The sequence below is a fragment of the Nocardia nepalensis genome (assembly GCF_048910785.1).
Classification (GTDB): Bacteria; Actinomycetota; Actinomycetes; order Mycobacteriales; family Mycobacteriaceae; genus Nocardia; species Nocardia nepalensis.
Map to the genome: position 1 here is coordinate 207,834 of NZ_JBKBET010000036.1, position 26,381 is coordinate 234,214.

At 65.8% G+C, this 26,381-nt stretch carries 22 protein-coding genes and 3 pseudogenes; 8 read left to right on the plus strand and 17 right to left on the minus strand.

Annotation, left to right across the window (positions count from 1 at the left end; translation table 11 throughout):
• Positions 1-295 precede the first annotated feature (295 nt).
• From ACHQ4I_RS30720 to ACHQ4I_RS30740, 5 genes are all read right to left on the minus strand, one after another.
• Complete coding sequence (locus ACHQ4I_RS30720) at positions 296-1,735, minus strand: sensor histidine kinase (RefSeq protein ID WP_420775372.1); 1,440 nt, start codon at positions 1,733-1,735, stop codon at positions 296-298.
• Between the two features lie 79 nt (positions 1,736-1,814).
• Entirely contained in the window at positions 1,815-4,469 is a 2,655-nt protein-coding gene (locus ACHQ4I_RS30725) for an FtsX-like permease family protein (RefSeq protein WP_420775373.1), read from the minus strand.
• Positions 4,469-5,074, minus strand: a complete 606-nt coding sequence (locus ACHQ4I_RS30730) for an ABC transporter ATP-binding protein (protein ID WP_420775374.1) — start codon at positions 5,072-5,074, stop codon at positions 4,469-4,471. Before ACHQ4I_RS30730 ends, ACHQ4I_RS30725 begins: the two co-directional genes overlap by 1 nt.
• Before the next feature lie 92 nt (positions 5,075-5,166).
• Entirely contained in the window at positions 5,167-5,832 is a 666-nt protein-coding gene (locus ACHQ4I_RS30735) for an ABC transporter ATP-binding protein (RefSeq protein ID WP_420775375.1), read from the minus strand.
• Positions 5,829-7,271: a phosphatase PAP2 family protein gene (locus ACHQ4I_RS30740; RefSeq protein WP_420775376.1), complete on the minus strand. Its 1,443-nt coding sequence runs from the start codon at positions 7,269-7,271 to the stop codon at positions 5,829-5,831. The genes ACHQ4I_RS30735 and ACHQ4I_RS30740 overlap by 4 nt, the downstream gene beginning before the upstream one ends.
• Before the next feature lie 107 nt (positions 7,272-7,378).
• On the opposite strand from ACHQ4I_RS30740, the gene ACHQ4I_RS30745 reads away from it, so the two are divergent.
• From ACHQ4I_RS30745 to ACHQ4I_RS30760, 4 genes are all read left to right on the plus strand, one after another.
• Entirely contained in the window at positions 7,379-8,059 is a 681-nt protein-coding gene (locus ACHQ4I_RS30745; protein ID WP_420775377.1) for a response regulator transcription factor, read from the plus strand.
• A gap of 414 nt (positions 8,060-8,473) precedes the next feature.
• Positions 8,474-8,884, plus strand: a complete 411-nt coding sequence (locus tag ACHQ4I_RS30750) for a hypothetical protein (protein WP_420775378.1) — start codon at positions 8,474-8,476, stop codon at positions 8,882-8,884.
• Positions 8,885-9,464: 580 nt separating this feature from the next.
• Positions 9,465-10,664: a COG4705 family protein gene (locus ACHQ4I_RS30755; RefSeq protein ID WP_420775543.1), complete on the plus strand. Its 1,200-nt coding sequence runs from the start codon at positions 9,465-9,467 to the stop codon at positions 10,662-10,664.
• A 126-nt stretch (positions 10,665-10,790) separates the two neighbouring features.
• Positions 10,791-11,738: an undecaprenyl-diphosphate phosphatase gene (locus ACHQ4I_RS30760; RefSeq protein ID WP_420775379.1), complete on the plus strand. Its 948-nt coding sequence runs from the start codon at positions 10,791-10,793 to the stop codon at positions 11,736-11,738.
• Between the two features lie 361 nt (positions 11,739-12,099).
• Here the strand turns inward: ACHQ4I_RS30760 and ACHQ4I_RS30765 are convergent, their stop codons facing one another.
• From ACHQ4I_RS30765 to ACHQ4I_RS30800, 8 genes are all read right to left on the minus strand, one after another.
• Positions 12,100-12,945, minus strand: a complete 846-nt coding sequence (locus ACHQ4I_RS30765; protein ID WP_420775380.1) for a COG4705 family protein — start codon at positions 12,943-12,945, stop codon at positions 12,100-12,102.
• A gap of 719 nt (positions 12,946-13,664) precedes the next feature.
• Positions 13,665-14,420 (minus strand): TIGR03943 family putative permease subunit, encoded by a 756-nt coding sequence (locus ACHQ4I_RS30770; protein WP_420775381.1) that lies wholly within the window; start codon positions 14,418-14,420, stop codon positions 13,665-13,667.
• The gene (locus ACHQ4I_RS30775; RefSeq protein ID WP_420775382.1) at positions 14,417-15,421 is read right to left on the minus strand and encodes a permease; all 1,005 of its coding nucleotides are present in this window, start codon (positions 15,419-15,421) and stop codon (positions 14,417-14,419) included. Before ACHQ4I_RS30775 ends, ACHQ4I_RS30770 begins: the two co-directional genes overlap by 4 nt.
• A gap of 171 nt (positions 15,422-15,592) precedes the next feature.
• Positions 15,593-16,024: a Fur family transcriptional regulator gene (locus ACHQ4I_RS30780; RefSeq protein ID WP_420775383.1), complete on the minus strand. Its 432-nt coding sequence runs from the start codon at positions 16,022-16,024 to the stop codon at positions 15,593-15,595.
• Positions 15,996-16,862, minus strand: coding sequence for a metal ABC transporter permease (locus tag ACHQ4I_RS30785; protein WP_420775384.1), 867 nt, complete (start codon positions 16,860-16,862; stop codon positions 15,996-15,998). Before ACHQ4I_RS30785 ends, ACHQ4I_RS30780 begins: the two co-directional genes overlap by 29 nt.
• A 73-nt stretch (positions 16,863-16,935) precedes the next feature.
• Positions 16,936-17,850 (minus strand): metal ABC transporter permease, encoded by a 915-nt coding sequence (locus ACHQ4I_RS30790; protein ID WP_420775385.1) that lies wholly within the window; start codon positions 17,848-17,850, stop codon positions 16,936-16,938.
• Entirely contained in the window at positions 17,847-18,743 is an 897-nt protein-coding gene (locus ACHQ4I_RS30795) for a metal ABC transporter ATP-binding protein (protein ID WP_420775386.1), read from the minus strand. Before ACHQ4I_RS30795 ends, ACHQ4I_RS30790 begins: the two co-directional genes overlap by 4 nt.
• Before the next feature lie 23 nt (positions 18,744-18,766).
• Positions 18,767-19,699: a metal ABC transporter solute-binding protein, Zn/Mn family gene (locus ACHQ4I_RS30800; protein ID WP_420775387.1), complete on the minus strand. Its 933-nt coding sequence runs from the start codon at positions 19,697-19,699 to the stop codon at positions 18,767-18,769.
• A gap of 436 nt (positions 19,700-20,135) precedes the next feature.
• Here ACHQ4I_RS30800 and ACHQ4I_RS30805 point away from each other — a divergent pair, with 436 nt between their 5' ends.
• Positions 20,136-20,435 (plus strand): hypothetical protein, encoded by a 300-nt coding sequence (locus ACHQ4I_RS30805; RefSeq protein ID WP_420775388.1) that lies wholly within the window; start codon positions 20,136-20,138, stop codon positions 20,433-20,435.
• Between the two features lie 265 nt (positions 20,436-20,700).
• Here the strand turns inward: ACHQ4I_RS30805 and ACHQ4I_RS30810 are convergent, their stop codons facing one another.
• The 3 genes and pseudogenes from ACHQ4I_RS30810 to ACHQ4I_RS30820 form a co-directional block, all read right to left on the minus strand.
• The gene (locus tag ACHQ4I_RS30810) at positions 20,701-21,675 is read right to left on the minus strand and encodes an ATP-binding protein (RefSeq protein WP_420775389.1); all 975 of its coding nucleotides are present in this window, start codon (positions 21,673-21,675) and stop codon (positions 20,701-20,703) included.
• A 157-nt stretch (positions 21,676-21,832) separates the two neighbouring features.
• Positions 21,833-22,174, minus strand: a pseudogene (locus ACHQ4I_RS30815) (ferritin-like domain-containing protein); the annotation flags it as partial.
• Positions 22,175-22,299: 125 nt separating this feature from the next.
• Positions 22,300-22,837, minus strand: a pseudogene (locus ACHQ4I_RS30820) (methionyl-tRNA formyltransferase); the annotation flags it as partial.
• Between the two features lie 528 nt (positions 22,838-23,365).
• On the opposite strand from ACHQ4I_RS30820, the gene ACHQ4I_RS30825 reads away from it, so the two are divergent.
• From ACHQ4I_RS30825 to ACHQ4I_RS30835, 3 genes are all read left to right on the plus strand, one after another.
• Positions 23,366-23,743, plus strand: coding sequence for an SAM-dependent methyltransferase (locus ACHQ4I_RS30825; RefSeq protein WP_420775390.1), 378 nt, complete (start codon positions 23,366-23,368; stop codon positions 23,741-23,743).
• On the plus strand, positions 23,700-24,257 hold the full coding sequence (locus ACHQ4I_RS30830; protein ID WP_420775391.1) for a hypothetical protein: 558 nt from the start codon (positions 23,700-23,702) through the stop codon (positions 24,255-24,257). The genes ACHQ4I_RS30825 and ACHQ4I_RS30830 overlap by 44 nt, the downstream gene beginning before the upstream one ends.
• Positions 24,258-24,437: 180 nt before the next feature.
• On the plus strand, positions 24,438-26,057 hold the full coding sequence (locus ACHQ4I_RS30835; RefSeq protein WP_420775392.1) for a phospholipase C: 1,620 nt from the start codon (positions 24,438-24,440) through the stop codon (positions 26,055-26,057).
• Positions 26,058-26,237: 180 nt separating this feature from the next.
• Here ACHQ4I_RS30835 and ACHQ4I_RS30840 read toward each other — a convergent pair.
• Positions 26,238-26,357 (minus strand): annotated as a pseudogene (locus tag ACHQ4I_RS30840) (hypothetical protein); the annotation flags it as partial.
• Positions 26,358-26,381 lie beyond the last annotated feature (24 nt).

A 26,381-nucleotide genomic window follows, 5' to 3' on the forward strand; every position in this document is an offset into this window, starting at 1 on the left:
CGTTGCCCAGGGTGCCCGGCGATGACGGCGATCAGGTTCGGGTGCGCTCCCGCGACAGCTCCACCGGCGAGCGCGCCGCCGAGCAGCATGGTGAGTCCCGAAGGGATGGGGATGCACGCGGATTCGGCGAGCATGAGAACAAAGATCGCGGCCAATCCGCAGCCGAGGATGAATTGCTGCATTCGGAACGAACTTCATTTCCAGCCGGATTCGCCGACATGATGGCCGCGCTCATATGCCCACGATGGTTGTCGACCGCTGTGAGCACGCTGAGCGGATGTGGGACAGACAGCGATCAGATATCGATGAGGGGTAGGTCGATGATGGCGATCGCGCCGGTGGGGGTGTTCTGATCGATGCGTACGGTGCCGTGGTGTGCGGCAATGATTTCGGCGACTATGGCCAGTCCGAGTCCGGATCCGCCGGTGCCGCGGCCGCGATCCTGTTGTGGCCGATAGAAGCGGTCGAAGATGTGTGCCCGGTCGGGTGCGGCGATGCCGGGTCCGTCGTCGGCGATTTCGATGTGCGCGTTGGCCTGGTCTCGGCGGAGTCGGACGGTGATGGTGGCGGCGGCGTAGCGGGTGGCGTTGTCGAGCAGGTTGCGGATGGCGCGCGAGATCTGGGCGGGGTCGCCGGTGATGCGAGCGGGTTCGACGGTGGTGGCGATGGTGAGTGCGGTGGTGGTACGGGTGCGAGCTACTTCGGTGGCGAGGACATCGTCGAGGTCGATATCGGTGCGCCGCTGGGTGAGGGCGTTTTCGTCGGCGCGGGCGAGCAGTAGTAGGTCATCGATGAGGTGGCGCATGCGTTGGGCCTCGGGCAGCAGGGTGTCATCGAGCATGGCCGCGTCGAGGATGGCGGGTTGGGTGCGGCCGAGTTCGAGGGCGGCGGTGATGGTGGTGAGTGGGCTGCGTAGTTCGTGGGAGGCGTCGCTGATGAAGCGGCGTTGGGCGTTGTGCCCGGCCTCGATCCGCGCCAGCATGTCGTTCATGGTTATTGCGAGGGCAGCGATTTCGTCGTTCTGCAGTGGTACCGGGACACGGTCGGTGAGGTCGGCGCTGGTGATGGCGGCGACGCGGGTGCGGATGCGTTCGACCGACCGCAGTGAGCGCCCGACCAGGGCGTAGGTGGCCAGGGCGGCGAGCGCGACAATGAATGGGGTGGCGAAAGCGACGAGGACGGCGACCAGTTTGATGGTGCGTTCGACTTCTTCCTGGTTGGTGGCGACCACGATGGTGTAGCGGCCGCCGCGCCCGTCGATGGTGGCCGCGCTGACCCGGCCCTCGTCGGCACGGGGCGGCGTGGGCAGGTGGTGGGCGATGGTCCCTGGGGCCGGGCGATCGTCGGTGATCGGGCGGGCGGGGCTGTCGGTGGAGCTTTGCACGACTTGGCCGGTCTGGTCGATGATCTGCACGATCGAGACCCGGTTGTCGGTTGCCAGGGCGCTACGATCCAGGTCCGCGGGGGTGTCGAGGGCGAGTTGGGCGGTGACCTGGCGGATCCGGTCGGTGGCCGCGTCGTCGGAGGCGGTGACCAGCGATCGGTACAGCAGGTAGGTCAGCGACATGGCCGCGACGGCGAGCCCCGCGGTCATGACGACCGCAACGATGAGCGCCGACCGAAGCCGCAAGCCCCATCGTGCGGGATGGGCCAGCGCTCGGACCATTCGTGTTGCGACGTCGACGAACCAGCGGCCGATCGACCGTGGCTTCGCACCGGATGGGGGTGGGTTCATCCTGATCACCTTCGCGCGGTGTAGTCGGTGGAGGCCACATCGGGGCCATCGGTGTGTGGCGGCGGCGCCCGTGTTGTCGTCACAGGTCATGTAGCACCGTGAGTGGTCGATGCCGGGCCAGCCGAATGGTGGTGGCCGAAGCGAGCAGTACCGCGGTGATGATGGCGGCGGTCAGGGCGGTGAGGTAGGGCCAAGGCAGGGTGGCGGTGGTTGGTGGTGGATCGAAGACGCCGCTGAGTTCGGTGATCAGCACTCCGGTCAACGCGGCGCCGATGCTCGCGCCCGCGGTGAGGCCGCCGGTCAGCAGCACTGCGGCTTCGGCCACGACGAAACCGCGCAGTTGTCGGGGTTGTGCGCCGGCGGCGGTGGCCAGGGCGAAGCTGCGTCGCCGCTGGGTCAAGGTCAGTCCGAAGACCAGCGCGCCCGCCGCGGCGGCGATGATAATGCCGAAGACGAGTTCGACCCGGGTGAGACCGTGCAGGTCGACCGCGGTGAGGCTGGAGCCGATGACGGCGCGCGTGCTGGTGAGATCGGTGACAGTGGCGGTGGTGCCGAGCGCGGTGCGGATCCGGTCGGCGACCGCACGGGTGTCTCGGCCGCCGGTGTCGACCAGATAGGCCGCGACGGTGTCGTTGCCGGTCTGGGCGGTGATGTAGGCGGCGTTCGCGACGAAGAAGCTGTCCTTGGGGGCGGTGGGGAATTCGGCGACGATTCCGGCGTACCGGAACGGTGTTGTCCGTGATCCGCCGGTGGGATCGGTGAGCCGCAGTTGGATGGTATCGCCGGACCGGAGTTGGTAGTCGGTGGCGGTTTCGGCGCTCACCAGTATGGCGTCCGGATGTGCCGCGAGTTGATGTATCGCGTCGGTGACGGTGCTGCCGGGGAAGTAGGAGTCTTGCAATCTCGCGGCCGCGGTGATGGTGGCCGGGTCGATGCCGTAGAGGTCTTGCACATCGTTGCCGATGTAGGCGAACCGGTGCTGCAGCACTGCCACGGCACCGACGCCGGGAACTCCCGCGATGACCTTCGCGGTGGCGGAAGCGGGGGTCGCGGTGGTCGGTTCGGTGACCGTCACGTCGGCGCCGTTGGTGAGACGGGCGTCGACTTCGGCTTGGTGGCGATAGGTCCCATTGAACGTGGCGGTGGAGACCGCGAACGCCACCGCGAGTGCGAGCAGCACGATCGCGCGGGCCAGCGGGCGACGCTGCCTGGACAGGGAGTTGGCGACCAATTGCGACAGATTCCCCGCGACCGGGCGCATCAGGAAACCGAGGATCCCGGCACTGCGGCCGAGAATGAAATCGGTTGTACGCCAAGTGAACAACGCGGCACCCAGCCATAACAACGCCGGTACGGCGAAGGCCCAGTAGGACACCGAGATGGCCGGTGCGCCTTCGGGGGCCAGGACCAGGTGATAGCCGTTGCGTGCGGTGGACCAGTACACCGCCGCCGCGACCGACAGCGCGATGATATCGAGTCCGTAGCGCCGCCAGCGGACCCGACCGGGACGCCGCAGGGCCGCGCGGCCGAGGGCGACGGTGCCGGCGCGCAGGTCGTGCCAGCTCGGCCCGAGCACGGCGGCGACCGCGATGCCGATACCGAGGGTCGTGGCCGACCCCGCCCACGTCCATGCGCTGCTGGTCGCGGCGCCGAAACCCGCTGAACCGAACATGGTGGCACCGATCACTGCGGCCGTACCGACGCCCGCGGCACTGCCGAGTACACCGACGAGGACGGCTTCGCCCGCGGCTATGCGGGTCAGTCGCGCCGTGCTCGCGCCGCGGGCCCGCAGCAGCGCGTGTTCGCGGCGGCGGCGATCCTCGTCCGCGGTGACGACGGCCGCGCTCAGCAGCGCGGCCAATACGGCGGCCGGGAGACCGAGGAACAGGAACAGCACCCGAGCGTAGGCGGCATCGGAACGGGCCGCGTCCAGCGCGGCAGCGAGATTGTTCCCGACCTGCGCGCCCCCACCGGCACGCGCTTCCACATTCTTTGCGCGCGAGATGATTTCGGTGAACGCGGCGGCCGGATCGCTGGGCAGGGTGTGGTCGAGAGCAACATGAATTTGACTGCTCACGAGGTCGGGACGGATGGCCACGAGCGGGTCGAACACGGTGTGCCAGTGGGTTTCGTCGAGCAGCAGCACGCTGTCGGGAGGCGCGGCGGGCTGGGTGTTGGCGGATGCGCCGATCGTCTGGAACAGAGCATCGGCCGATCGGAGATCGATCACGCCATCGACGGTGACCGAGACCGGTGCCAGCCCGGCACGTCCGATCTCGAGGGCAGAGCCGGGCGTGATTCCGGTGTTGGCGGCGGTTTGCTGCATGGCCAGCACACCGTGGTCGGCACCGACCAGCGGGCGGCGGGTCTGTGGAAACCACGCGAAGTAGTCCGCGGGTACGCCGAGAACCCAACCCGCTCCGGTCGAACGATCACCATCGGCGTTGGTGAAACCGCTGCTGTGGGCGTAACCGACCGGCAGCGCCGCGGTAATCCCCGCTGTCTGATGCAGCACATCCAGAACCGTTGCCTGCGAGGCGGTCTGGGCTATCTGCACCTGCCAGTCCACCGCGACCGAGTCGACGGCGCGTGCGGTCATCGATCGTTGCGCGGCGGTCAGGAAGCTGCCCAGCGACCCCAACAACGCGACCGCGACGGCGACACCGATCGCGGCGGCGGCCAGCCGCCCAGCGCGGCGGCGAAGCAATCCGGTCAGCCACACCACGGCGAACATCAGCGACTCCAGTCGCCCGGGCCGGTATCCAACTGCCCGTCGCGCATGGTCCACCGGTTGGCGAACCTCTCGGCGACCGCCGGATCGTGGGTGGTCAGCACGACCGTGGCGCCGATTGTTTCGGCGGTATCCAGCAACACCGTCAGCATCTGCGCGGCGGTGTCGTGGTCGAGGCGGCCGGTGGGTTCGTCGGCCAGAATCAGCGCCGGTCGCGCGGCGAGTACGCGCGCGACGGCGGCGCGCTGGGCCTGGCCCTCGGAAATGTCGTCGGGCAGTTTCGCTGCCAGTTCGGCGATGCCGAGTCGGTCCAAGGCGATGACGGCACGTTTGCGCGCTTCATCGGCAGTAATCCCCTGCACCAATAGTGGCAACGCCACGTTCTCGGCCACATCGAGGGCTGCCATGAGGCTGGGGCCTTGGAACACGACACCCACCGCCCGCGCACGCCGCCGCGGCATGTGCGTCAGCGCAGGCCAGCTAACGGTGCCGGAGGTCGGAACATCGAGTCCTGCAAGCAGATGCAGCAATGTCGTCTTGCCGGAGCCGGAGCGGCCGGTGACAGCGATCCGCGCACCGGCCGGGATCCGGCAGGTGATACCGCTCACCGCGGTGACTGCCGACGCCCCGCGGCCGTAGCTGCGAAACACGTTGTGGCACTGCACTAGAACGGCGGCTATCGCTGGTGCGGTGGAGGATGTCATGTGAGCCGCCCGTCGGTCAGGTGTAGCACCCGCCCGGCCGCCGCGGCGACCGCGGCACTGTGGCTGGCGACCACGATCGCGGTGCCCTGCTCAGCGATTCCGGTGAGTACCCGCAGCACATCGGCTTCAGTGCGACTGTCCAGCTCACCGGTGGGTTCGTCGGCGAAGACCACCAATGGCCGGTTCACCACCGCGACCGCCACGGCGGCGCGAGCGAGCTCACCGCCGGAGAGCTGGCCGGGCAGCGCGTGCCCACGCTCGGCCACCCCGAGTTCCCTGAGCAACCCGGCTTGATCGGTACTGCGCCCTCGACCGGCGAGCGCGGCGGCCAAGCGCAGGTTCTCGGTGACGGTGAGGTGGTCGAACAGGTTGCCCGACGCAAAGAGCATCCCGATGTGGCGCGCCCGGATCCGTGCGCGCACCGGCTCACTGCGATGACTGAGCCGCTGCCCGCCGATATCGACACTGCCGCCATCGGGATCATCCATCCCGGCAAGACAATTGAGCAGCGTCGACTTACCCGAACCCGATGGCCCGACCACCACCACGAACTCGCCCGCCATCACCGACAGCGAAACACCTTGCAGCGCAAGTGTTTCCTCGTCGCCTATGCGGTAGAACCGATACAGCGACCGAGCCTCGACTGCGGGGAACACGCTCATCGCCAGTACAGCGAATCGCTGATCTGACGCCACGGATCGACGTTATCGGCCCCCTGCGGACCGGACAGGGTGAGCACGACTTCGTTTCCGGCACGCCAGAACTCGTAGCGCTCCACCGCCTCGGTGACGGCCTTACCGGTCACCGAACTCGGCGCCGACAGCGCCTGATAGGTGACCAGCACGGCCGGACCCGCATGCCGCTGCACAACAGTGACGGCTCCCGGTGCGTAACCGGCAGTATCGGCGGCGATCGCGGGCAACTCCTCGGCGTTCACACTGTCCACCGTCGGCGCGGCGGGGCGAGGCAGCACTTGCATCCGAACGCTGTTGAACTTATCGGTGAACTCGGTGGCCGTGCCGATCTCGGCGCGTGTCCAACCCTGCGGAACAGACACGGTGAACACGCCACCGGGCGGGGTGAACGGCACGAACACCTGGTTGTCGGGAATGTCGCCCGCAGAGCCGGTGTCACCCGAATTCCCTGGCATGCTTGCACATCCGGCGGTCAGCGCCATGGTGCCCGCAGCGACGGCGGCCAGTAGGAGCGCGGCTCGTCGGGGCGTGCGGTCGTGCGACCGCCGCGCCCGTCCCAGCAAGGTTTTCGCGGTGATCATCATGTCGGCACCACCTTCGAGGATGCGTCCAGGGGCTCGGTGCAGCCACGCCCGTAGGTAGGGCTGTGCGACCGCGCCGATCAGCACGACCGAACAGCCGAGTAGACCGCCACCGATCACGTCGGTGAGCCAATGCACCCCTAGATACAGGCGGGTCACCGCCATCATGGCCACGACTACCACCACGAGCAGCGCAGCGGTCATCCGGCGCCACACCGCTGGTCGCGTACCGAGATAGGCCAGCAGCACCGATCCGGCGAGTGCGGCGGTGCCGGTCACATGACCTGACGGATACGAAAAGTTGGTCTCGCTCATCAGCTGCACCACCGCCGGTGGGCGGGTACGCCCGACCACGACCTTGCTGATCCTGCTGGCCGCCGACGCAACCGCCACCGTGCCCAGAATCAGCACCATCGGCACCGCGCACCGCAACCGCCAGGCCAGCAAGCCCGCGACAAGCAGGCCGATCACCGCGAGCCCCGCAGGGTCTCCCGCATGGGTGATCGCACACGCGGTGACCGTCCAGCCCGAGGATCTGTGGGTGGTGAACCAGTCGAGTATTGCGGCATCGGCGCCGGTCAGCCACCCCGAACGTGACACCTGCACACCCAATTCGATAAACATCACGATCACCGCCGCAGCCCGTACCGCTCGCCGCGCGGTCACCTGCGCCAGACGTTGCGCAGGGGCGAACCGATCGACGAGCAAAGACGCCACGATCACCGCCACACACAGCACCCCGGTCCACACCGCGATCTCCGCGGTCGCGGCCTCGGTGGAAACCTCGCTGACAGTCCGATCGATCAGATCGACGATGACGGGCACTGTCTCAGTCTGCGCGTGCGGTGCTGTGGAAACACTGAGAGCCCGACGCTTCACACACCAGGTTGGGCTGTAATGAACTAGCGGACGAATCAAGAAGGACGGTGGCGGTGCGGGTACTCGTGGTCGACGATGAAGTTCGATTGGCCGAGACCCTGCGTCGTGGGCTGTCGGCGCAGGGGTTCGTCGTCGAGGTGGCCGACGACGGATTCGAGGGTTTGGAGCTGGCCGCGTCCGGTGAGTTCGATGTGCTCGTGCTCGACATCATGCTGCCCGGCAAACACGGCTATCAGATCGTGCGGGAGTTGCGCGAACGCCAAGTGTGGACGCCGGTGCTGATGCTCTCGGCCAAGGACGGTGAATACGACCAAGCCGACGCCTTCGACCTCGGCGCGGACGACTACCTGACCAAACCCTTCTCCTTCGTCATCCTGATCGCCCGGCTGCGGGCCCTGGTGCGCCGTGGCGCACCGCAAAGACCGGTGATCCTCACAGCCGGCAGCCTGTCGGTGGATCCGGCACGACGAAGCGTCACCCGCGCCGGACACGACATCGTCCTCACCCCGCGCGAATACGGCGTGCTGGAATTCCTGATACGCCACAAAGGTGACGTCGTCACCAAGAGCGACATCCTGCGCGGCGTGTGGGACACCAACTACGAAGGCTCCGACAACGTCGTCGAGGTATATATCGGCTACCTGCGTCGCAAACTCGACACCCCCTTCGGACTCGCCAGCATCGAAACCATCCGCGGTGTCGGCTACCGCCTCCTCGATACCGACCAGCTCTGACCGCACCCGACCGCGCCACGCACGATCATCGGCCCGGAACTCGCAGCGACCTCGACCACAACCTGCACCAGCGCACCGGCGGGATGATCGGCAACTTGTCCGCGCTGATTCGGGTTCCAAGCGGTCGAGTCGCCGAGGTAGAGACCGCAGGTGGTGTCGAGGGCGTCTTCGGGTGAGTCGGCCAGGCTGCCGCTTGGTGGGACCGAGTCCGTATGCGTCCTCGCTGGCCAGGTAGACCGCGAAGCCGCCGGAATCCGCCCTTGGCAGGAGCGAGGCAGGTTTCGAGGGGGCGACGTCCTTAGTCATGCACCGAGTTCGAACCCTGGCGCAGCCTCAAAGTCAAGCCTCGATTCGCTAATTGCGGTTCACCGCAGCTCAGCGGCTCTTATCGTGGACGCATCGGAAGGGGACGCCATGACGAAAGCCGAAAAGGTCCTCACAGTCGGCGGACTGCTGACTCTCGCCTACGGAACCCTGCTGGGCTATCCGCTGGTCATACTGCGTATGGGCAATGGCACCCCACCAGCACCGCGATACCTCGATGTCGCGCATGTCGGCGCGGTCGTACAGGGCGCGATCCTGCTCGGCCTGGTCTGGGCCGCGCACATGTCGGAGCTGTCGCAGGGGTGGAATACGACTGCCGCGTGGCTGGTGGTGATAGCCGGAATCCTGATCGCCATCAAGGACACTGTGAACTGGCTGACGGGCGTGAACGACGAGTTCGCCGAGCATTCCCGCACTGCGCCGCTCGGTGTCGCGGGCGCGACCACCATGACCGTCGGCCTGGCCATTTTCATCATCGGAGTGCTCGCGGAACTGTTCTGAGCCAGATCACCCGAAGACGCCCTCGACACCGTCCGCGGTCTCTACCTCGGTAGACCCGACCACCAGGAACTCCCCCGACGGACTTTCGGGCGAGACCACTACTAAGCCGGTCTCGAGCTATCGCTATCGACCATGCCGCCCAAGCTGAACGCCAATGGCCACAACACCATTCGGTAGCAGCAGGTGACCATTGATCCATCTCCCGCACCGCTGTCGGTCCGGTCGCGCCGCTCCCCCGGCGAAACCTCTGATCCGGCTGGCAGCTGCGAATCATTTGCGCCCCAGCCACTTACGCCGTCACATCACCTCAGGCCGCCGAGAGATGGGCCACCGACGCGGACAAACTACACAAACGTGGTCCATTCTCAGCGACAAACCCTGCCCGCCAACGAAAATGAGCCACCACAGCTCCGCGCCGACGGACCGGCTCACCTCCACTGATATTGGCGCGCATCTCACCGCACCGACGGCCGAGGTTTACCTGCTGGCCGACGGTTTCTCAGCGCTGTCACAGCGACCGATCACTACGGTGCACGCCGTGACGGAGACGATGAATTCCAGGGTCGGCGCGACCGGAGGCATGCTCAGCAAGGTGCCGGAAGTCACCGCGTGGTTCTGGATCATCAAGATCCTGTGCACCACCGTCGGCGAGAGCTTCGCCGACTGGATAAACATGTCGCTTGGCGTGGGTCTGAACATGACGGCGTTGCTGTTCACCGTGGTACTCGCCGCGGTGCTGGGCTGGCAGTTGCGCCTGGACCGCTATGTGCCGTTCGTGTACTGGCTGACCGTCGTCGTGCTCAGTGTGACAGGCACGCTATACACCGACATCCTCACCGACAACCTCTCTGTTCCTCTTGCGGTGAGCACCGGCGTCTTCGCTGCGGTCTTGGCGGTCGTGTTCAGCGTCTGGTTCCTGCGGGAGCGGACGCTGTCGATCCACAGCATCGCCACCACACCGCGCGAGTTGTTCTATTGGCTCGCCGTTCTGGTCACCTTCGCGCTCGGCACCGCGGCAGGCGACCAGACGCTGGCGGTCACCGGGTGGGGCCCGGGCGTCTCGGTGCTGCTGCCGGCCGGTCTGATCGCGGCGATCGTGCTGGGATGGCGCCTGGGCGCCAACACCGTGTTGTCGTTCTGGCTCGCCTACATCCTGACCCGGCCGCTGGGGGCGAACCTCGGCGACTGGTTCGCCTCCCCGAGGACCGACCGCGGCCTGGGCGTGGGTGCCGCCCTCACCAGCGTCATCTTCCTCGCCGCGATCCTCGCCACCGTCGTCTACCTCACCCGCAGCCGCCGCGACGTCATCGACCACCAGCAACCGGCAGCCACCGCCGCCGCCTCAGGCCGGGAGCGGCTCATGCTCGGGTACTACGCGGTCGTCACCGTGATGGCCGGGGTGGTGCTGGTGTGGGCGTCGGCTCAGCCGCACAGCACCGCGTCCGCCAACGACGAAGAAGCCGCGCCCGCCTCCGCGACGATTACGCCCGGGCAGGCGACCGCACATTTCCCGCCGAGCGAGATCGCCAAGTTCCGCACCATCACCCAGGACACACTCACCAAGGTGCAAGCCGGACAGCACAACGAGGCGAAGACCCGGATCAAAGACCTCGAAACAGCCTGGGACCAGGACCAAGACACCTTGCAGCCCATGGACGAAGCCGCATGGGATGTCCTCGACGGCCAGATCGACAACGCGCTCAAAGCGCTGCGCGCCAGCAGACCCGACCCGGCGACCGAAACCCGAACCCTCACAACCTTGCTCACCTCTCTCGGCTGAGCAGACCCGCAGCGACACCCCCGGCCTTCGCCACGTCCACGTATGGCCCACCCGCGGGGCACGCGCGCTGATCACCCAGCCCGACAGGGACCTACCACCCGACAGGGACCGACCACAGGAAAGCGCATGGCCATTACGTATCTGGAATCGATCGTCGTCGGGGCATTGCAAGGGGTGAGCGAACTGTTCCCGGTGTCCAGTCTGGGACACAGCATTCTGTTGCCGGCCTGGATCGGCGGGCAGTGGGGCACCGATCTCGACATGTCCGCCAAGGACTCGCCATACCTGGCGCTGCTGGTGGCCATGCACGTAGCCACCGCGCTGGCGCTGGTCATCTTCTTCCGGCGGGACTGGGTGCGCATCCTCACCGGCCTGTGGCACGCGGTGCGCATGCGCGAAATCCGCACGCCCGAAGCCAGATTGGGCGCGCTGCTGGTCATTGCCACCATCCCGGTCGGCCTGGCCGGACTGCTGCTCGAGAAAGCCGTCCGCAACTATCTCGGCACGCCGATACCGACCTCGGTGTTCTTGGCGGTCAACGGATTCGTGCTGCTGTCGGCCGAACTGCTGCGCACTCGCGCGAAGAGCGAGCCGATGCTGACCCCGGCCGGTCGGCCCGCCGACCTGTCCATGCAGGACACCCTCGTGCTGCCCATCACCGATCCGGACCGCGCCTGCGATGTGCGGCTGTCCCGACTCGGCGTCACCGACGCGCTGCTCATCGGATCCGCCCAGATCGCTGCGCTTTTCCCGGGCATCAGCCGCTCCGGTGCCACCATCGTGGCGGGCCTGTTCAAGGGACTGCGGCACGAGGACGCCGCCCGCTTCGCCTTCCTGCTGGCCACCCCGGTCATCCTCGCCGCCGGTGTGCTCAAGACGCCCGAACTGTTCAAGCCCGAGAATCATGACATTCTCGGTCCGGCGCTGGCGGGCTCGGTGGTCGCGGGCGTGCTGTCCTATGTCTCGGTCATGTTCCTCACCTCGTACTTCGAGACCAAGAAGCTGACCCCGTTCGCCGTCTACTGCCTGGTCGCTGGCATCGGCAGCGCAGCATTCTTCACCCTGCGAAGCTGATCCGGTCGACGACTCCCACCCCAGGCTCCACCCACCCCCGGCCCGCCACCGGTGCGGAGTTGCGGGGCAAGACATTCGATCACCGACCATCGATGTTGCGGCGCCACCACAGCCTTACCATCGGCTTCCGCCGTTCGCCCCTGCGGCCAGGGTCATTCGCGGCGAAATACCAGTTCGGCGAGGCAGGAGCTCACGCGTGGCGCAAGACCGTGCCATCGTGTGCGGCGACCAGCAGCGATCCGAATAGTCCGTGCATCCCACCGCTGCTGCTCGGCAACCCCCCGACCACGACCACCTCAATAGTCCGTCCAGTAGATCGCGGGCTGGAATCGGCGGACCGGTAACTGGGTCAGCACACTGATCACGAATACCGCCGCCCAACGTCTCCGTCAGGAATCGTCGCGCCGAGGCGCGGCGTCGGTTGATCTGCTGGCGCGCGATCTGCGCCAGGCGTGGATGGTGCGGCAAGGATGGCAAGCAGGGCGAGGATGGCGATAGTTGCGCCGAGGGTCACCCATCCTGTGCCCAGCCCGAGGCCGTCAGCTCGGGAGGATGCGAGCCAGTCGGTGATCGACGCACCGAGCGGTCGGGTGACGACGTAGGCGGACCAGAATGCGGTGACCACACCGAGCCCACCCCATCGGTGGGCGACCGCGGGGACGGCAATGGCGATCGCGAACACGACGGCCGAAGTCAGGTAGCCGAGGTGCAGTCGTTCGGCGGTCAGGTCGCCCGCGACGGTGCCCAGTGCGAAGGTGGCCATGACCGTCGCCCAGTAGAACCCTTCCCGGCGCCGGGTGGTGATGCTGTGCACCGACAGCGTCTTCTCGCTGGCGTACCAGAGTGCGAAGATCGCCGCGAGGATGACCGCGAACACCAAAGTTGCCGCCAGCAGTGGGATTCCGATGATGAAGCTGGTGATGTCGGCGACCATGGTTCCGAAGATGCTCACCATCACCACCGCCGACCAGTAGGTCCAGACGCGGTAGCGACTGGCACGGAATTGGGCGACCAAGCTGATGACCAGCACCAAACCGGCTAGGCCGACGGCGATCTCGGGCACGACATGGGTGACCAGGAAGTCCGAGAACGTCTCTCCCATCCCTGTGGTCAGAATTTTGATCGCCCAGAACAGCACGGTGATCTCGGGAACCTTGGCGGACAACGATCCAGCTGGCGGAGCAGCGACACCCGTCTTGCTTGTCATGCGCGCCAGCGTGGCAGCCGGGCGCTGAGGACCCGCTGAGAATGTGACACACGACACCTGACCCAGTCGGCCCTGCCGATCGAGTGGGGGCACTCCGACGATCAGACACGGCGGCAACCGTTTTCGTATCCACGGCACGGCGCGGATGGGACCACGGAGGATACTCGAAGGCTTGGTCCGGTAGAGCGGTAGCGATGGGGCCGAGTACTACATGGCGATGGTGTGGATGCCTATCACGCTAACTGGCAGGCAACGACGCGTCTCCGGGTCGGGGTTCTGATATCGGAGGTGAGGTGACATCGCAGCGGGTGATGATCAGGAAGAGGGCCGCCGCCGATGCATTCTCGGTGCGTGGCCTCACTTGCGATGCCGTCCGGGACGAGAAGGCAGGGCCGGAGCGAGGACAGGTAGCTGGTTTGTATCAGCCAGTGGGTCAACGCGTAGCGTCACGATGAAGTGGTCCACGGAGACGAAGCCTGCCGGGTGGACGTGGGAGAGCAGTTCGACCGCGGGGGGCTGTTGCGTCGGTTCGCTTCATTATGGCTCCCTTGCCAGGCAGATGGTGTTGGCACAGCTTGTTTTTCTGATGCTCTGTGACCTGGACCGATGTAGACGCCGTGCCGACTCTGCGGGCACGGCGTCGCTCACCGCGGGCGGCCAGAGCGTCGTACCACCTGGCTAGGCGTACCTACAGCACGTAGCCACACCGCATCCACACGCTAGCGCCCGCGTTCGTACGGACGGTCGGGAGCCGGGATCCTCTGATAGTGGGTGACGGCGAGGGTGGGCGTCTGATCTGGATCGTGTTGGGCGCTGTCGGTTTGTACGACACCGCGGACCTCCAGCCAGGCGTCGTCCTCGATCGGCTCGGGCATGTCCGCGAGATGTACCAGGACATAGCGGGCATCGGCAACGCAGCAGGTGATGACCACGCGAGCCAGATCGGCCTCGGTGGTGGCGGGGTGTTGTTGTTCGAGATCCTTTGGGTGGATGACGAATCCGCTGATCCTCACCTCGCGGCCGTCGAGGGAATGATTGGAATCCAGCAGTGCCCGGTTGACCAGATCCACGACCGGCAAAGTCGGTGCGGCGTCGGAGGGCAGCGGCGGGAACGGCCACTGCTTCGGTGCCGCCGCAGCCGTATCACGGGGCACGACCTGGACCGGAGAGCTGGTCACCGCGGCGCTTGCGCCGAGTGCGGGCGGGGCGATGAGCAGCAGTGCGGCGGCGGGGATCAGCAGCAGCCAGTGGGAGCGGCCGCTGCCGTGTTCGTGCTGCTCGCCCTCGGTGGCCGTGCCGCGGCGGATATCGCGCACGATCGCGACCAGTCCCAGCAGGATGAATCCGATGCCGCTGATCAGCAGGAACGGATACAGGCTCGGTTTCACGTAGCGCAGGTAGGTGTCGTCGAGCGCGATCCACAGCACCGCGGTGCCGATCAGGAGCAACAGCAGGTTCTGTGTCTCCCGTTTCATCGGGCACCTCCCAGGAAGACGAGTCCGGCGATCGTGCCGCATGTCACGGCCACTACAAAGGTCAACGGCGCGAACCGTGTTGCGAACATCCGGCCGAATGTTCCGGCCTGCATGGCGAAGAGTTTCACATCGACCGCGGGGCCGACCACCAGGAACACCAGACGCGGCAGCAATGGCAGCGTCGACATGCTCGCCGCGACGAACGCATCGGCCTCTGAACACAACGCCAGCACGATCGCCAGCACCGCCATCACCACAACGGCCATCACCATCTGACCAGCCAGATGTTCGAACCATGACGGCGGGACGAGCACATGCAGTGCGGCCGCCGCGGCCGCACCGAGTACGAGAAACGCACTGGCCTGCAGGAGATCATGGCGTGCGGCCTCGGTGAAGACCTCCCAACGCGTTCTCCCGACCACGCAATGGTCGTGCCCGCCGCCGCGCGGAAGCATCCACGCCGGACGCCCGATCCGCGACCAGATCAGGCCCATCATCACCGCGGTGGCCAGTGAACCGGTGAACCGCGCGGCCACCATACCCGGCTCGCCGGGGAACGCCACCGCCGTCGCGATCAAGACCACGGGGTTGATCGCGGGCGCGGACAGCATGAACGCCAATGCGACCGAACCCGGCGCGCCCTGGTCGGTCAATCGCCGTGCCACCGGTACGACGCCACACTCACAGCCCGGCAGTGCCATACCCGCCAGACCCGCAACGCCGATCGCCGCGGATTCATTACGCGGCAACACTTTTCGCAGCACCGCAGGCGAAACGAAGGCCGCGATCGCGCCACTGACCAGTACGCCGAGCACAAGAAACGGCACCGCCTGGACGAAAACACCCGCGAAGATCGTCACCGCGGTCTGCAACCGCGCCGATGCCCCCACCGCGCGCGCAAGCGGCGCCTGCACGACCAGTCCTACGACCACGAGAGCCGCAAGCACATACGTCGAGGACAACTTCGTCCGTACCGAGTTCAGCGTGTTCTGTGCGAGCACTGATCCCCCATCCTGTCAGCGACGGCCGTCGAGTCGGCTCGTAAACCAACCCCTAATTGATAATGGACCGACTCTGGTCCGGTGTTATCGGGAATACGGTGGTCGCGACGGCGGCGCTCACCGACACGCGTCCGCGCCGTATTCACCTGGCACTGGGCGGTCATTCTAGGCTCATGTGGCGCACCGGGGACAGATGCCGTAGAGGTCGAGGCGATGGCTGACGTCACGGTACCGATATTGACGGGCGATGAGATCGGCGTACTGTTCGACTTCGTCGAGGGTGAATTGTTCGGCGCGACCGCAGATTCGGCACATCAAGTAATGGTGGTGACCGCCGCCGTCGCGGATTCGATACAAGAGTTCGCCGTCCTCAGCACGCTGGGTTTCGACGAGTTGTTGGTCGGCGAGTCGATGCAGAATGCGGTAGACGCTGGTCAACCCGATTCCGATGGTAGAGCTCAGGCGGAGATCGGCATGCAACTGCTGGGCGCTGCGGAAGCGGTCGTCGCGGCGCAGTGCGTCGAGTATGACACGTTGCCGCACGGTCAGACGATGGCGCCCGACCACTGGGGACTCAGTTGAGCGACGGTCCGGTTGCGACATAGACACCGGAACGGTAGCGGCGAATTCGATCGAGGAGTGCGGCGGCCGGATAGCCGAGGGCGGCCACGGCGATGATGGTGAAGCTGGCCGGCGCGGCCGGGATCGCATAGGACAGGGCGACGCCCACCCAGACCGCAACAGTGGCCAGTCCCGCAGAGAGCCAAAACGCGCGCCAAGGCTGTCCGGTGAGCCGCGCGGCCGCGGCGGGCGGGGCGGCGAGCAGCCCGAGAACGACTATGGCACCGACGATTTGGGTAGCCTCTGCGACGGTAGCGCCAACGATCGCGAGAAACAGCGCACCCAGGATTCGGACGGGCACTCCCGCCGCCCCGGCGACCGCCGGATCCAGTGTGGCGAACAGCAGCGGACGCGATATCGCGAGCAGCACGACACCGACACCGACGGCGATGAGGACCGCGGTCGTCGCGGCGCTTGCGCTGATGCCGAAGATGCTGCCGAACAAGACGGTGACGTTCGCGGTGCCGTTCCCGGTGCTTCGGTGAGTGGTGTAGTAGGTCAGAAACAGCGCACCCAGCCCCAGCATCCAGGCGAAGAACGAACCGATCGCGACATCGTCGGCACCACGGCCGCCACCCGCTCCGAGCGCGAATCCGGCGAAGATGGTCGCGGCGAAAAGTCCTATCCGCGGATCTATTCCGGCGGCGAGGGCGGCCATGGCCCCGGTGTAGGCGACGTGGCCGAGCGCGTCACCGGCGAAGACTGCACCGCGTTGGACGACGAAGTAGCCGACGAGTCCGCATAGGATCGCGACGGCGGTGCCCGCGGTGAGTGCGTGGATGATGAACGGGTGCGACAGCATCGCGGTCAGATCACTCATGCCCGCGCCTCGCTGGCGCTCGGCTCCGGCATGTGCGATGCACGCTGGCACATGATTCGCTCGCTGCGCTCGCTCATGCGACGGCCCGTTTGAGCGCGCGGTGCGGATGCGGTAACGGTGCATGGCGTCCTCGCCAACGCTCCAGCGCGGCTCGGTATCCCGCACACAGCAGATAGCAGGCGAAGGCGAAACTGCTGACCCAGAATCCGATCGGATACGGTGAGAAGAACGCGAAACCCATACCGGCCCAGGTGACGACGAGGGCGATCACGATCGAGACCGCGACGCCGATACCGGGATGGGAGGTGAGCTGGTGCGCGGCCGCCGCGGGCGCGACGAGTAGCGCGAAGACAAGCAGACTCCCGGTGACCTGGCTGGTGCCCGCCGCGGCGACGCCGAGCAGCAGCAAGAATGCCGCGCCCACGAATCGCACCGGAACTCCGTGGGCTGCAGCGGTTTCCGGATCCAGTGAGGCCCACAGCAGTGGCCTGCCCAGCAGCAGAAGCAGCAGCAAACACGGGACTCCGGCAGCGAGTAGCCCGGTGACCTGATCGTCGGTGATACCGGCGATGGTGCCGAACAGCAGGTTCGTCAACCCGGAGAGGAATCCCTTGTAGAGGCTGACGAACAGCATGCCCGTAGCCAAAGCGAAGGCTTGCACGGTACAGATCACGGCGGGCTGCTCGCCGACCCCGCGAGATCGGGCTGCCGACGGAAGCGCGGCTATCACCAACGCCGCCCCCACACAGGCGGCGAAATAGCCGAATGTGGTGGACAATCCAAGCCAGACGGCCGCGGCGGCACCGGGAAACCCGACCAGGGCCAGAGTGTGCCCGGCGAAGCTCTCGCGCCGCAGCACCATCGCCCAGCCCACCGCCCCCGCCACAACGGCCACAATGGTGCCCGCGCGCACGGCATTGACCATGAACGGATACGCCATCATCTGCCGCAGATCATGGGCCAGATTCCAGGTCGCGACCGGGTTCATCGCTCCTGCCCCGCAACAGAATCGCCGATATCGTGCACCGCGGGCACATCGGGTTGTCCGACGATCACCATCCGGCCGGTGCTGTCGCGCAGCACTTCGATCGAAATACCGTACAGGGCCGTCAGCTTCTCACCGGTGATCACTTCCTCGGGCGTACCGCTCACTGCTGTTCCGCGCGCGACGTATACGACGCGGTCCAGATACGGCAGGATCGGATTCACGTCGTGGGCGACCAGGACGACCGCGACCTGCCGCTGTCGGCAGATATCGCGCACCAGCGCGCTGATACCGGCTTGGCTCGGCACGTCGAGGCTGTCGAGGGGCTCGTCGAGCAGCAGTAGCCGAGGTCGGCGGATCAGGGCCTGCGCGATGAGCAGCCGTTGCTGCTCGCCACCGGAGCACTGCCCGATCGGGCGGTACGCGTACGCGCTCGCGCCGACCAGCTCGATCACCTCGCGCAGTTGACGTTCTCGATCCCGGAATCGTTGAGGTGTCAGCAGTCTGGACAACCACGGGATCGGTGTTCCCCAGCGTGCGCCGTCGAGTCCGAGTCGCACGATGTCGACGCCGCGGATGCGCACGTTCGCATCGAAGGCACGCCGCTGCGGCAGATAGCCGATGCGGGTATTGCCTCGACCGGCGCGACCGCCCAGCACCTCGACCGTGCCCGCGGCTGGCGGTGTGAGGCCGAGCATGACCTTCAGCAGCGTCGACTTTCCGGCCCCGTTCGGCCCCAGCACGGCAACAAACTCCCCAGGCCGGACGTCCAAGGAAACATCCGACCAGATTCGTTTCCCACCCACGACCGCGGCCACCCCCCGCAACCGGATCGCGGCGGCAGAGGGTGTATCGGCGAGATCCGGTTGGTTCGCAGGGGCCGCGACATCGTCCATCCCGGCCCCTGTCTGCGTGCTGGTCACCTACTTGCCGGCGCGGTGTGCAATGCGTCGCGCAGCGCCGTCAACTGGCTCGATTGCCAATCCTGGAACGACGCGTTCTGCGGGGCAAGGGTTTCGGTCACCGTCGCCACCGCGATCCCCTGCTTCTTGGCCGCGTCGACCTGACCCTGCACATCCGGGGTGCTGTTCTGGCTGTTGTAGACATATACCTTGATCGCCTTGGTCGCGATCTGCTGATCAATGGCGGCCTTATCCGCGGGCGCAGGGTCGGTGCCCTCACTGATCGCCTTCAGGAATGTCCGCGGAGTAATGAGGTTGAGGCCCAACGCATCCGACAGTGGGGTGAAGATCGATTCACTCGCGCCGACCGCAGTGCCCGCGTACTTCGTCTTGATCTCCGAGATCAGACCGCGGTAATTCGACAGACCCTCGTCGAGGAACTTCTGTCGCTGCTGATCGAAGTACGCGGCGTCGGCGGGATCGGCCTTCTTGTAGTCCGCGGTGATCGCGTCCACAACCTTGGCGACCGCGTCGGGGGAGTACCACTGGTGCGGATTGCCGTCGTCGGCAACACCGACCAGCTTGCCGACATCCAATACGGTGCGATCCGAATTCGGGTTCGCGGCCAACAGCTTGTCCATCCAGGCGTCGTAGCCGATCCCGTTGGCCAGCACCACCTTCGCCCCGGCAACGGTGCGCGCGTCCGCAGGCGTCGCCTCGTAGTCGTGCGGATCGGTATCGGGGCTGCTGATGATGCTCGTCTCGTGCACCTTGTCACCACCGAGCTGGGCCGCGATGCTGCCCCACGCATTGATCGTCGCCACCACCTCCAGCTTGCCGCCCGACCCCGACGAATCCGACGACGAACTGCACGCCGCCCCCATCGCGACAATCGCGGCCGCGCAAACCGCCGCCCCTACCAGACGTGTACTGAAACCCGGACGAGCCATCGTGCATCCCTCATCAGATCTTGAAACTGAAAACCATTGTCACAAATCTAGCAGGTGTTTCGCTGATCCACGACCGGAGTTCCTGAAGTTGCCCCCCGGGCCATACCGAAGGTGGAGAGATGCCTCAGCAATTCATCAGCACACACCCGATGCGACACTGTCCACGACCAGCTCACCGCGTCTGACATCTGGTACCTGCTCACACCCGAGCAACTGGGCGCCGAAACCGCGCTCTGCGGATTGCGCACCGAACCAGCCGATCCGGCACTGGTGCAAGGATCCCTCGCCGACCAATTATGCGGCCGACGATCCTCTTCGCCATCCTCACGCTAAGGCTTGAAGCAGCAACTTTCCAGCGTTCACAAATAGATGCGAAAATGCTAATGTCTCGAACGAGTTCCGAGTGCCCGATAACGAGGAAAAGGAGCTATCTCAGGTGTCTGCAGCAGGTCATACCCAGCATGCGAGTCACACCCATGATCACGGTGCGGGTTGCGGCCACGTTGCCGTGCCGCACGGCGACCACGTCGACTATGTGCACGACGGTCATCTACATCGGGCTCACAACGGCCACTACGACGAATGCGAGCCGACGCGGCACGCCGAACACGCCGATCACAGTCATGTGCACGGCGAGGGATGCGGCCACGTCGTGGTGCCGCACGGCGACCACGTCGACTACATTCACGACGGCCACCGACACGCAGCACACAACGGCCACTACGACGAACACTGACCCAAGAGTGGCACCCACTCGTGCCACCTCGCCCGCACCCTTGGCGATTTGGTTGCGAGCGCTCGCCGAAGAAGGCTTCGGCGACTCGCGCAGCATGTAGATCACAAGCACCTCCGCGGCCGCCCGGTACCCACCAGTCCGCTGGATCGTTGAGCAGCGCGGCCACCAGCAGCCCGTCGATCAGACTGACCCAACCCTCGGTGCGCCGCGTGTACTACCGATCGGCCGCCATCGCCCCCACGGGTGATGGCGGCCGATCGATCGGTCACACCCGAGAGTCGAGCAACCGTCCGCGACTCGACAGCAGGTGCGGGCCGGGTACGAAATCCGGATCCACTTGTGCGGCCAAGTCTTCGCCTGCCCACGCCCGCGCGTTGCGCAGATGGAACTCCACGGCCTGTCGCTGGTAGGCCGCCCAGTCCCGCGTGGTGGCATCCACTGTCGATCGGATGGTTGCCAGTGCGTGCTGGTTGTCGGGTTCCAGTTCGGTAATCGGCCGGATCTGGCCACGTTCGGCCGCGCGCACGTGCCCGGAGCGGCCGATCCAGCACAGCAGGTTCTCGCCGACCTGCTCGCGCAGGAACGCCAAATCATCGTCGTCGCAGACCTTGTTACCGATCACGGCGATGCGGATTCCGAAATCCTTGGCGTAGCCGAGGTATTGACGGTAGACGCCGACACTGCGCAACGTCGGCTCGCAGACCAAGGCGGTCAGGTCGAATCGGGTGAACAGCCCGGAAGCGAAGGAGTCCGCCCCGGCGGTCATGTCGACCACTACATATTCACCCGGCCCGTCGACCATATGGTTGAGCAGCAGCTCGGCCGCACCGACCTTGGAGTGGTAACAGGCCACGCCCAAGTCTTCCTCGGTGAACGGACCCGTCACCGCCAGTCGCGCACCGCCGATCTCGCGGACGCAGGCAGCGTAGATCGGGTTGTCCTCGACGACGCCGAGCAGCCGCGAACCCGAGCCCGGTGGCGTGGTTTTGATCATCGCATCGGGTACGGAGATGCGCGGATTCTCGCCACGCAGGTAGTCCTTGATCAACGGCAAATGCGCGCTGAGCGTCGGAAGGGCAAGCGACTCTTCGTCGCTGGCACCCAGCGCGGTGGCCAGATGCTGGTTGATGTCCGCGTCGATGGCCAGCGTGGGTAAGCCTTGCTCGACCAGATTGCGCACGAACAAAGACGACAGTGTGGTCTTACCGCTGCCCCCTTTGCCGACGAAGGCGATCTTCACTGCGAGGCACCCACTCTCATGTCGGTAATGATATTCGTATTCATCGCCGAGCAGGTTAGCCCAAGAGCTCCGCACGCACGCTGGGGCACGCGGTTGGCCGGTGCCGGAAATCGGGCCGCGCGGCGACCAGAGCGACCATGAGTTGTGGCGGGCGGAATTAGAACGAGCCACCCGCGGCGTGCGGAGCGCCCGAGGCATCCTTCGGGCCGCTCAATTCTCGCTGCACAAAATTCTCCAGATCGAACAGATTCGCACTGGCCCGCTCCGCGACAGTGACCAGCGTCTTCATGGTCGCAGCCTCCTCGACCTGTTCCGTCAGGAACCACTGCACGAACTGCTCGCTGTGGTGGTCGCCTTCCTCGCGGGCGGTCTTGGCGAGTTGGACGACCCGGTCGGTGACCGACTGCGCCAGCGCCAGCGCGATCGGCTCCTTCGCATTCGCGAAGTGCGACTTCGCGCCGTCGATATTCGCGAACTCGACACTGACGTCGTGATCAATCAGGACTGCACGTTGCCATTGCCAGCACCTGAAGCGACCACTGCTTTGCTCCACCCCAGAGCGCACCAGGTTCGACCGGAGTCTCAGCGTGCGGAATCGCTCAAATACCCACCGCGCACGAAGAATTAGGCTGCGTCGTGTTCTTGGTCGTCGGCGGTGCGGACCTTGGTGATCACCAGGGCGCGATTGCCGCTGCCGAACGATTCGGGACCGCACACCACCGCTGCGCCACCCTCGAGCACGACGACGTGGCCGGGTGTGCCGCCGAGCGCGAAATCGGATACTCGGGCTGTCAGCACGTCGATCCGCTGCCCGCGGTAATAGGTGAACGCACGCGGATACGGCTCGGATAGGGCGCGCACGAACGTTCCAGATCGACTGCGGACCAACCGAAGTCGATGCGGCCGTCACGCCTGGACTGCTTATGGAAGTGCGCGCGTTCGGCTGCGTCCTGCGGTTGCCACACGGCGGTGCCGTTCTCGAGCGCCTCGTTCAGGCGCGGATGAGTTCCATTCCGGCCAAGACCAATTCGGTGCTGGTCGCGCCGGGGCCGATGGGCAACCGCTGCTGCACCAGGATGTCGCCGGTGTCCATGCCGTCGCCCATGCGGCGCATGGTCGGGCCGGTCTCCGAGGCGCCGCTGATCAGCGCCCACAATACCGGGCGACGGAATCGCTTACGCGCGAAAGTGATTGAGTTTGTAGTACCCAACCGCTGACGGAACACCAGGCTCGCGGCTCGCAGCCCGATACGACGTGCCAGCGGTATGCGCTCACGCACGCGGGCCGGGAGCCGGGACAGATCACCCGATTCCAGCAGTTGCAGCCCGAGCCCCCAGCGCTCGACATCGGCGGGGTCGTCGCAGGCCCAGCGCATGCGCGCGGACACCTTTCGCATCGCGTCGTGGCGGTCCTGGTGATCGATCATCCAGCGGCCGAGCAGATGAGCACATTCGTAGCCCGATTCACCGGCGACCGAACAACCCGCGAACAGGTCCGCCACGAGCTCTACCGCTACTCTCTCGACCGCACTCTCGACGGGCTTGAGGCGCGTCTACGACAGCTCAACGGGACCGTGGGACAGAGCCTTTAAGTTGACAGACCGTCTTCGACGGGAACCCGACCGCATTCGTGTTCTGGTTGTCGTGTCCAGGTGGAGTTGGCTTGTGCGAGCTATCGGTGGATGGTGTAGGTGTCGGGCCTGGTGAGCCCACGCGTCGTCGGCCGAATGATGTTGGTGTGGAAGGACATGAAAGCCCACCACAGCATCTTCGCCGACACCCTTACCGCACTAAACCTCTCCGCCGACGACCGGCTGCTCGAAATCGGTTGCGGCGGAGGCACCTTCGCTGCCCTGGCGCTTGCCTCCGACTGCCGGTTGACTGCTGTGGACCATAGCGCCGACATGATGGCTCTCACCGAAGCCGCCAATGCCGACGCGCTTCGCGAGGGCCGCCTCCAGGTCTTCGAGGCCGACGCCGAAGGCATTGCCGCTGCCCGACCGGCATTTCAGCTGCGCCACAACAATGAACACACTCTTCTTTGTCCACGCTGCGAAGGCACTCGGTGAGCTACGACGGGTCCTGGAACCGGGCGGGCGACTCGTGATCCACACTGTCGCACCGCAACCCCGGCGCAAGATCCTCCCCGGCCCGGTCGCGCGTCGCATGCGATTCCACACCGACGACGAACCGCACGCTGCTCGAGTCCGCCGGATTCGGGGAGATTCACCTCACCCGCATCGACGGCGCCTTCCAGCTCGCCAGCGCAGTCCGTCCCGCAGATATCTCCGACAGCACCGGCACCGAACCCGCAGAACAACTTCGAGACGGCTCGCACGCATAGGACCACGGCTGCTCCAGCGGTTCCAAGAGGACGGCAGCGCTCGGCTCCGCGGATCGTGGGGGGCGAGCGCTGCTCGTCTCCGACGTGGCCGCCAAGCCATCGGCGCTTCCGCTCGAATCACACCGACCGTGCGAGATCCGGTTCGGGTGGCGGGGTATGTGTTGCTGGCGTTGCCCTGCCGATCCCTCTGTTCGCTGTGCTCGCCTATGGGTGGGTCGGGCGCTCGGGAAGCGGGCTGAAACCACTCGATGAGGTTGACCTGAACCGTGATTCATCCGACTTTCAGATTCTGTTCACTTTCACACACCTCGCTGGGCGGTAGGCACTGAAATCGTCACGACCGACGCAGTCGTAGGTTCGACCGCCGTCACATGATCGTCGGCACCCGCCACGACGACCCGGATAGACCAGGAGGTTCTATGTCCGCCTCGGCTTGTCGCCGCTTCGGCCAACGAAGTCGCGCTACCGCTGCGTTCATCGCGTTGCTGGCGCTCACCGCCACATCGTGCTCCAGCTCGTCGGACAAGGCCGCCGCGCCTGACACCGGCACTGCCACCCCGATCAAGCACATGGTGGTGATCTTCCAGGAGAACGTGTCCTTCGATCACTACTTCGGCACCTACCCGAATGCGGCGAACACCGACGGCACGAAGTTCACGGCAAGGCCGAGCACGCCGCAGGTCGACGGTCTGACGCCGGACCTGTTGACGCACAACCCGAACAAAGCCCAGCCGACCCGGCTCGGTGGTCCCGATCAACAGGTCACCTGCGACCAGGACCACGAGTACAAAGACGAGCAGGCCGCCTTCAACGGCGCGAAGATGGACCAGTTCGTCGAGCACACCGAGGTCGCCGCGTGTAAGCCGCCGACCTTCGGCGCGCCCGGCATGGTGATGGACTACTACGACGGCAACTCCGTTACGGCGCTGTGGAACTACGCGCAGCAGTACGCGATGAGCGACAACTCCTACAACACCACCTTCGGACCGTCCACACCGGGCGCGTTGAACCTGGTCGCCGGCCAAACCCACGGTGTGACACAGCAATTCATGCCGGGTGGCAAGCCGTTCCCGGAGGCGACAGTGCTCGAGAACGCGGGCAACAACCAGGGCACCATCATCGGCGACCCACAACCCTTCGGTGATGACTGCTCGACCCGTGACCAAGTCCAGCTCACCGGCAAGAATATCGGCGACCTACTCAACAACAAGAACATCACCTGGGGCTTCTTCCAGGGTGGTTTCAGACCGACCGAGACCAAGGACGGCAAGGCCATCTGCGGTGCCACCCACAACGTAGGTGTCGCGCTGGGCGGCACCGGAAAAAGCGGTGACAAGCCGTTCGACACGAAGGCCGACTACATCCCGCACCACGAGCCGTTCCAGTACTACCCGCAGACGGCGAACCCGCACCACCTGCCGCCGAGCTCGGTCGACAAGATCGGCCAGACCGATCAGGCCAACCACCAGTACGACCTGACCGACTTCTGGGCCGCCGCCGATTCCGGCCATCTGCCCGCGGTGAGCTACCTCAAGGCGCCCGGATACCAGGACGGTCACGCCGCATACTCGGATCCGCTGGACGAACAGCAGTTCCTCGTAGAGACGATCAACCACCTGCAAAAGCTGCCGGAATGGAAAGACACCGCCATCGTCATCGCCTATGACGACTCCGACGGCTGGTACGACCACAAAGCCGCACCGACCGTAACGACCTCGGGCTCACAAGAAGACGCACTCACCGGCCCCGGCACCTGCGGTGACACCGCGGCCAAGCCCGCCAAGTACCAGGGCCGCTGTGGATACGGTCCCCGGCTGCCGCTGCTGGTGATCTCGCCGTACGCCAAGTCGAATTTCGTCGACCACACCCTGACCGACCAGACCTCGATCCTGCGGTTCATCGAGGACAACTGGAACACCGGTCGCATCGGCGACGACTCCTACGACGAACGCGCCGGTGTACTCGACGGACTGTTCGACTTCAAGGCGGGCTCCCAGCCTGCACTGGCCTTGGACAGCAAGACCGGCGCCGCCAAGTAGGGCTCTGCCAACCAATACGAACCATGCGCGGTTGTGGTCGCCGAGGACCACAATCGCGCGCTCGACCTCACCGGTACATGTACGGGATAGCCACCGGCGGCCGCCTGGGGACCGGTCCCCGCAGGATGCGCCGTTCGCGAGGACCGACTTCATGATCTCCACCATCGGCGAGGAACTCGGCCGGATCGCGTGTCGGTAGCGGGCGTGCAATGATTCGATGGCGTTGGTAGAGCACATCTGATCCCAGTGTTGGCAAGACGCGTAACGGAACGTGTTGCGCAGCAGGTGGATCACACACGTTTACACGACAGCGAGTTCCCAGAC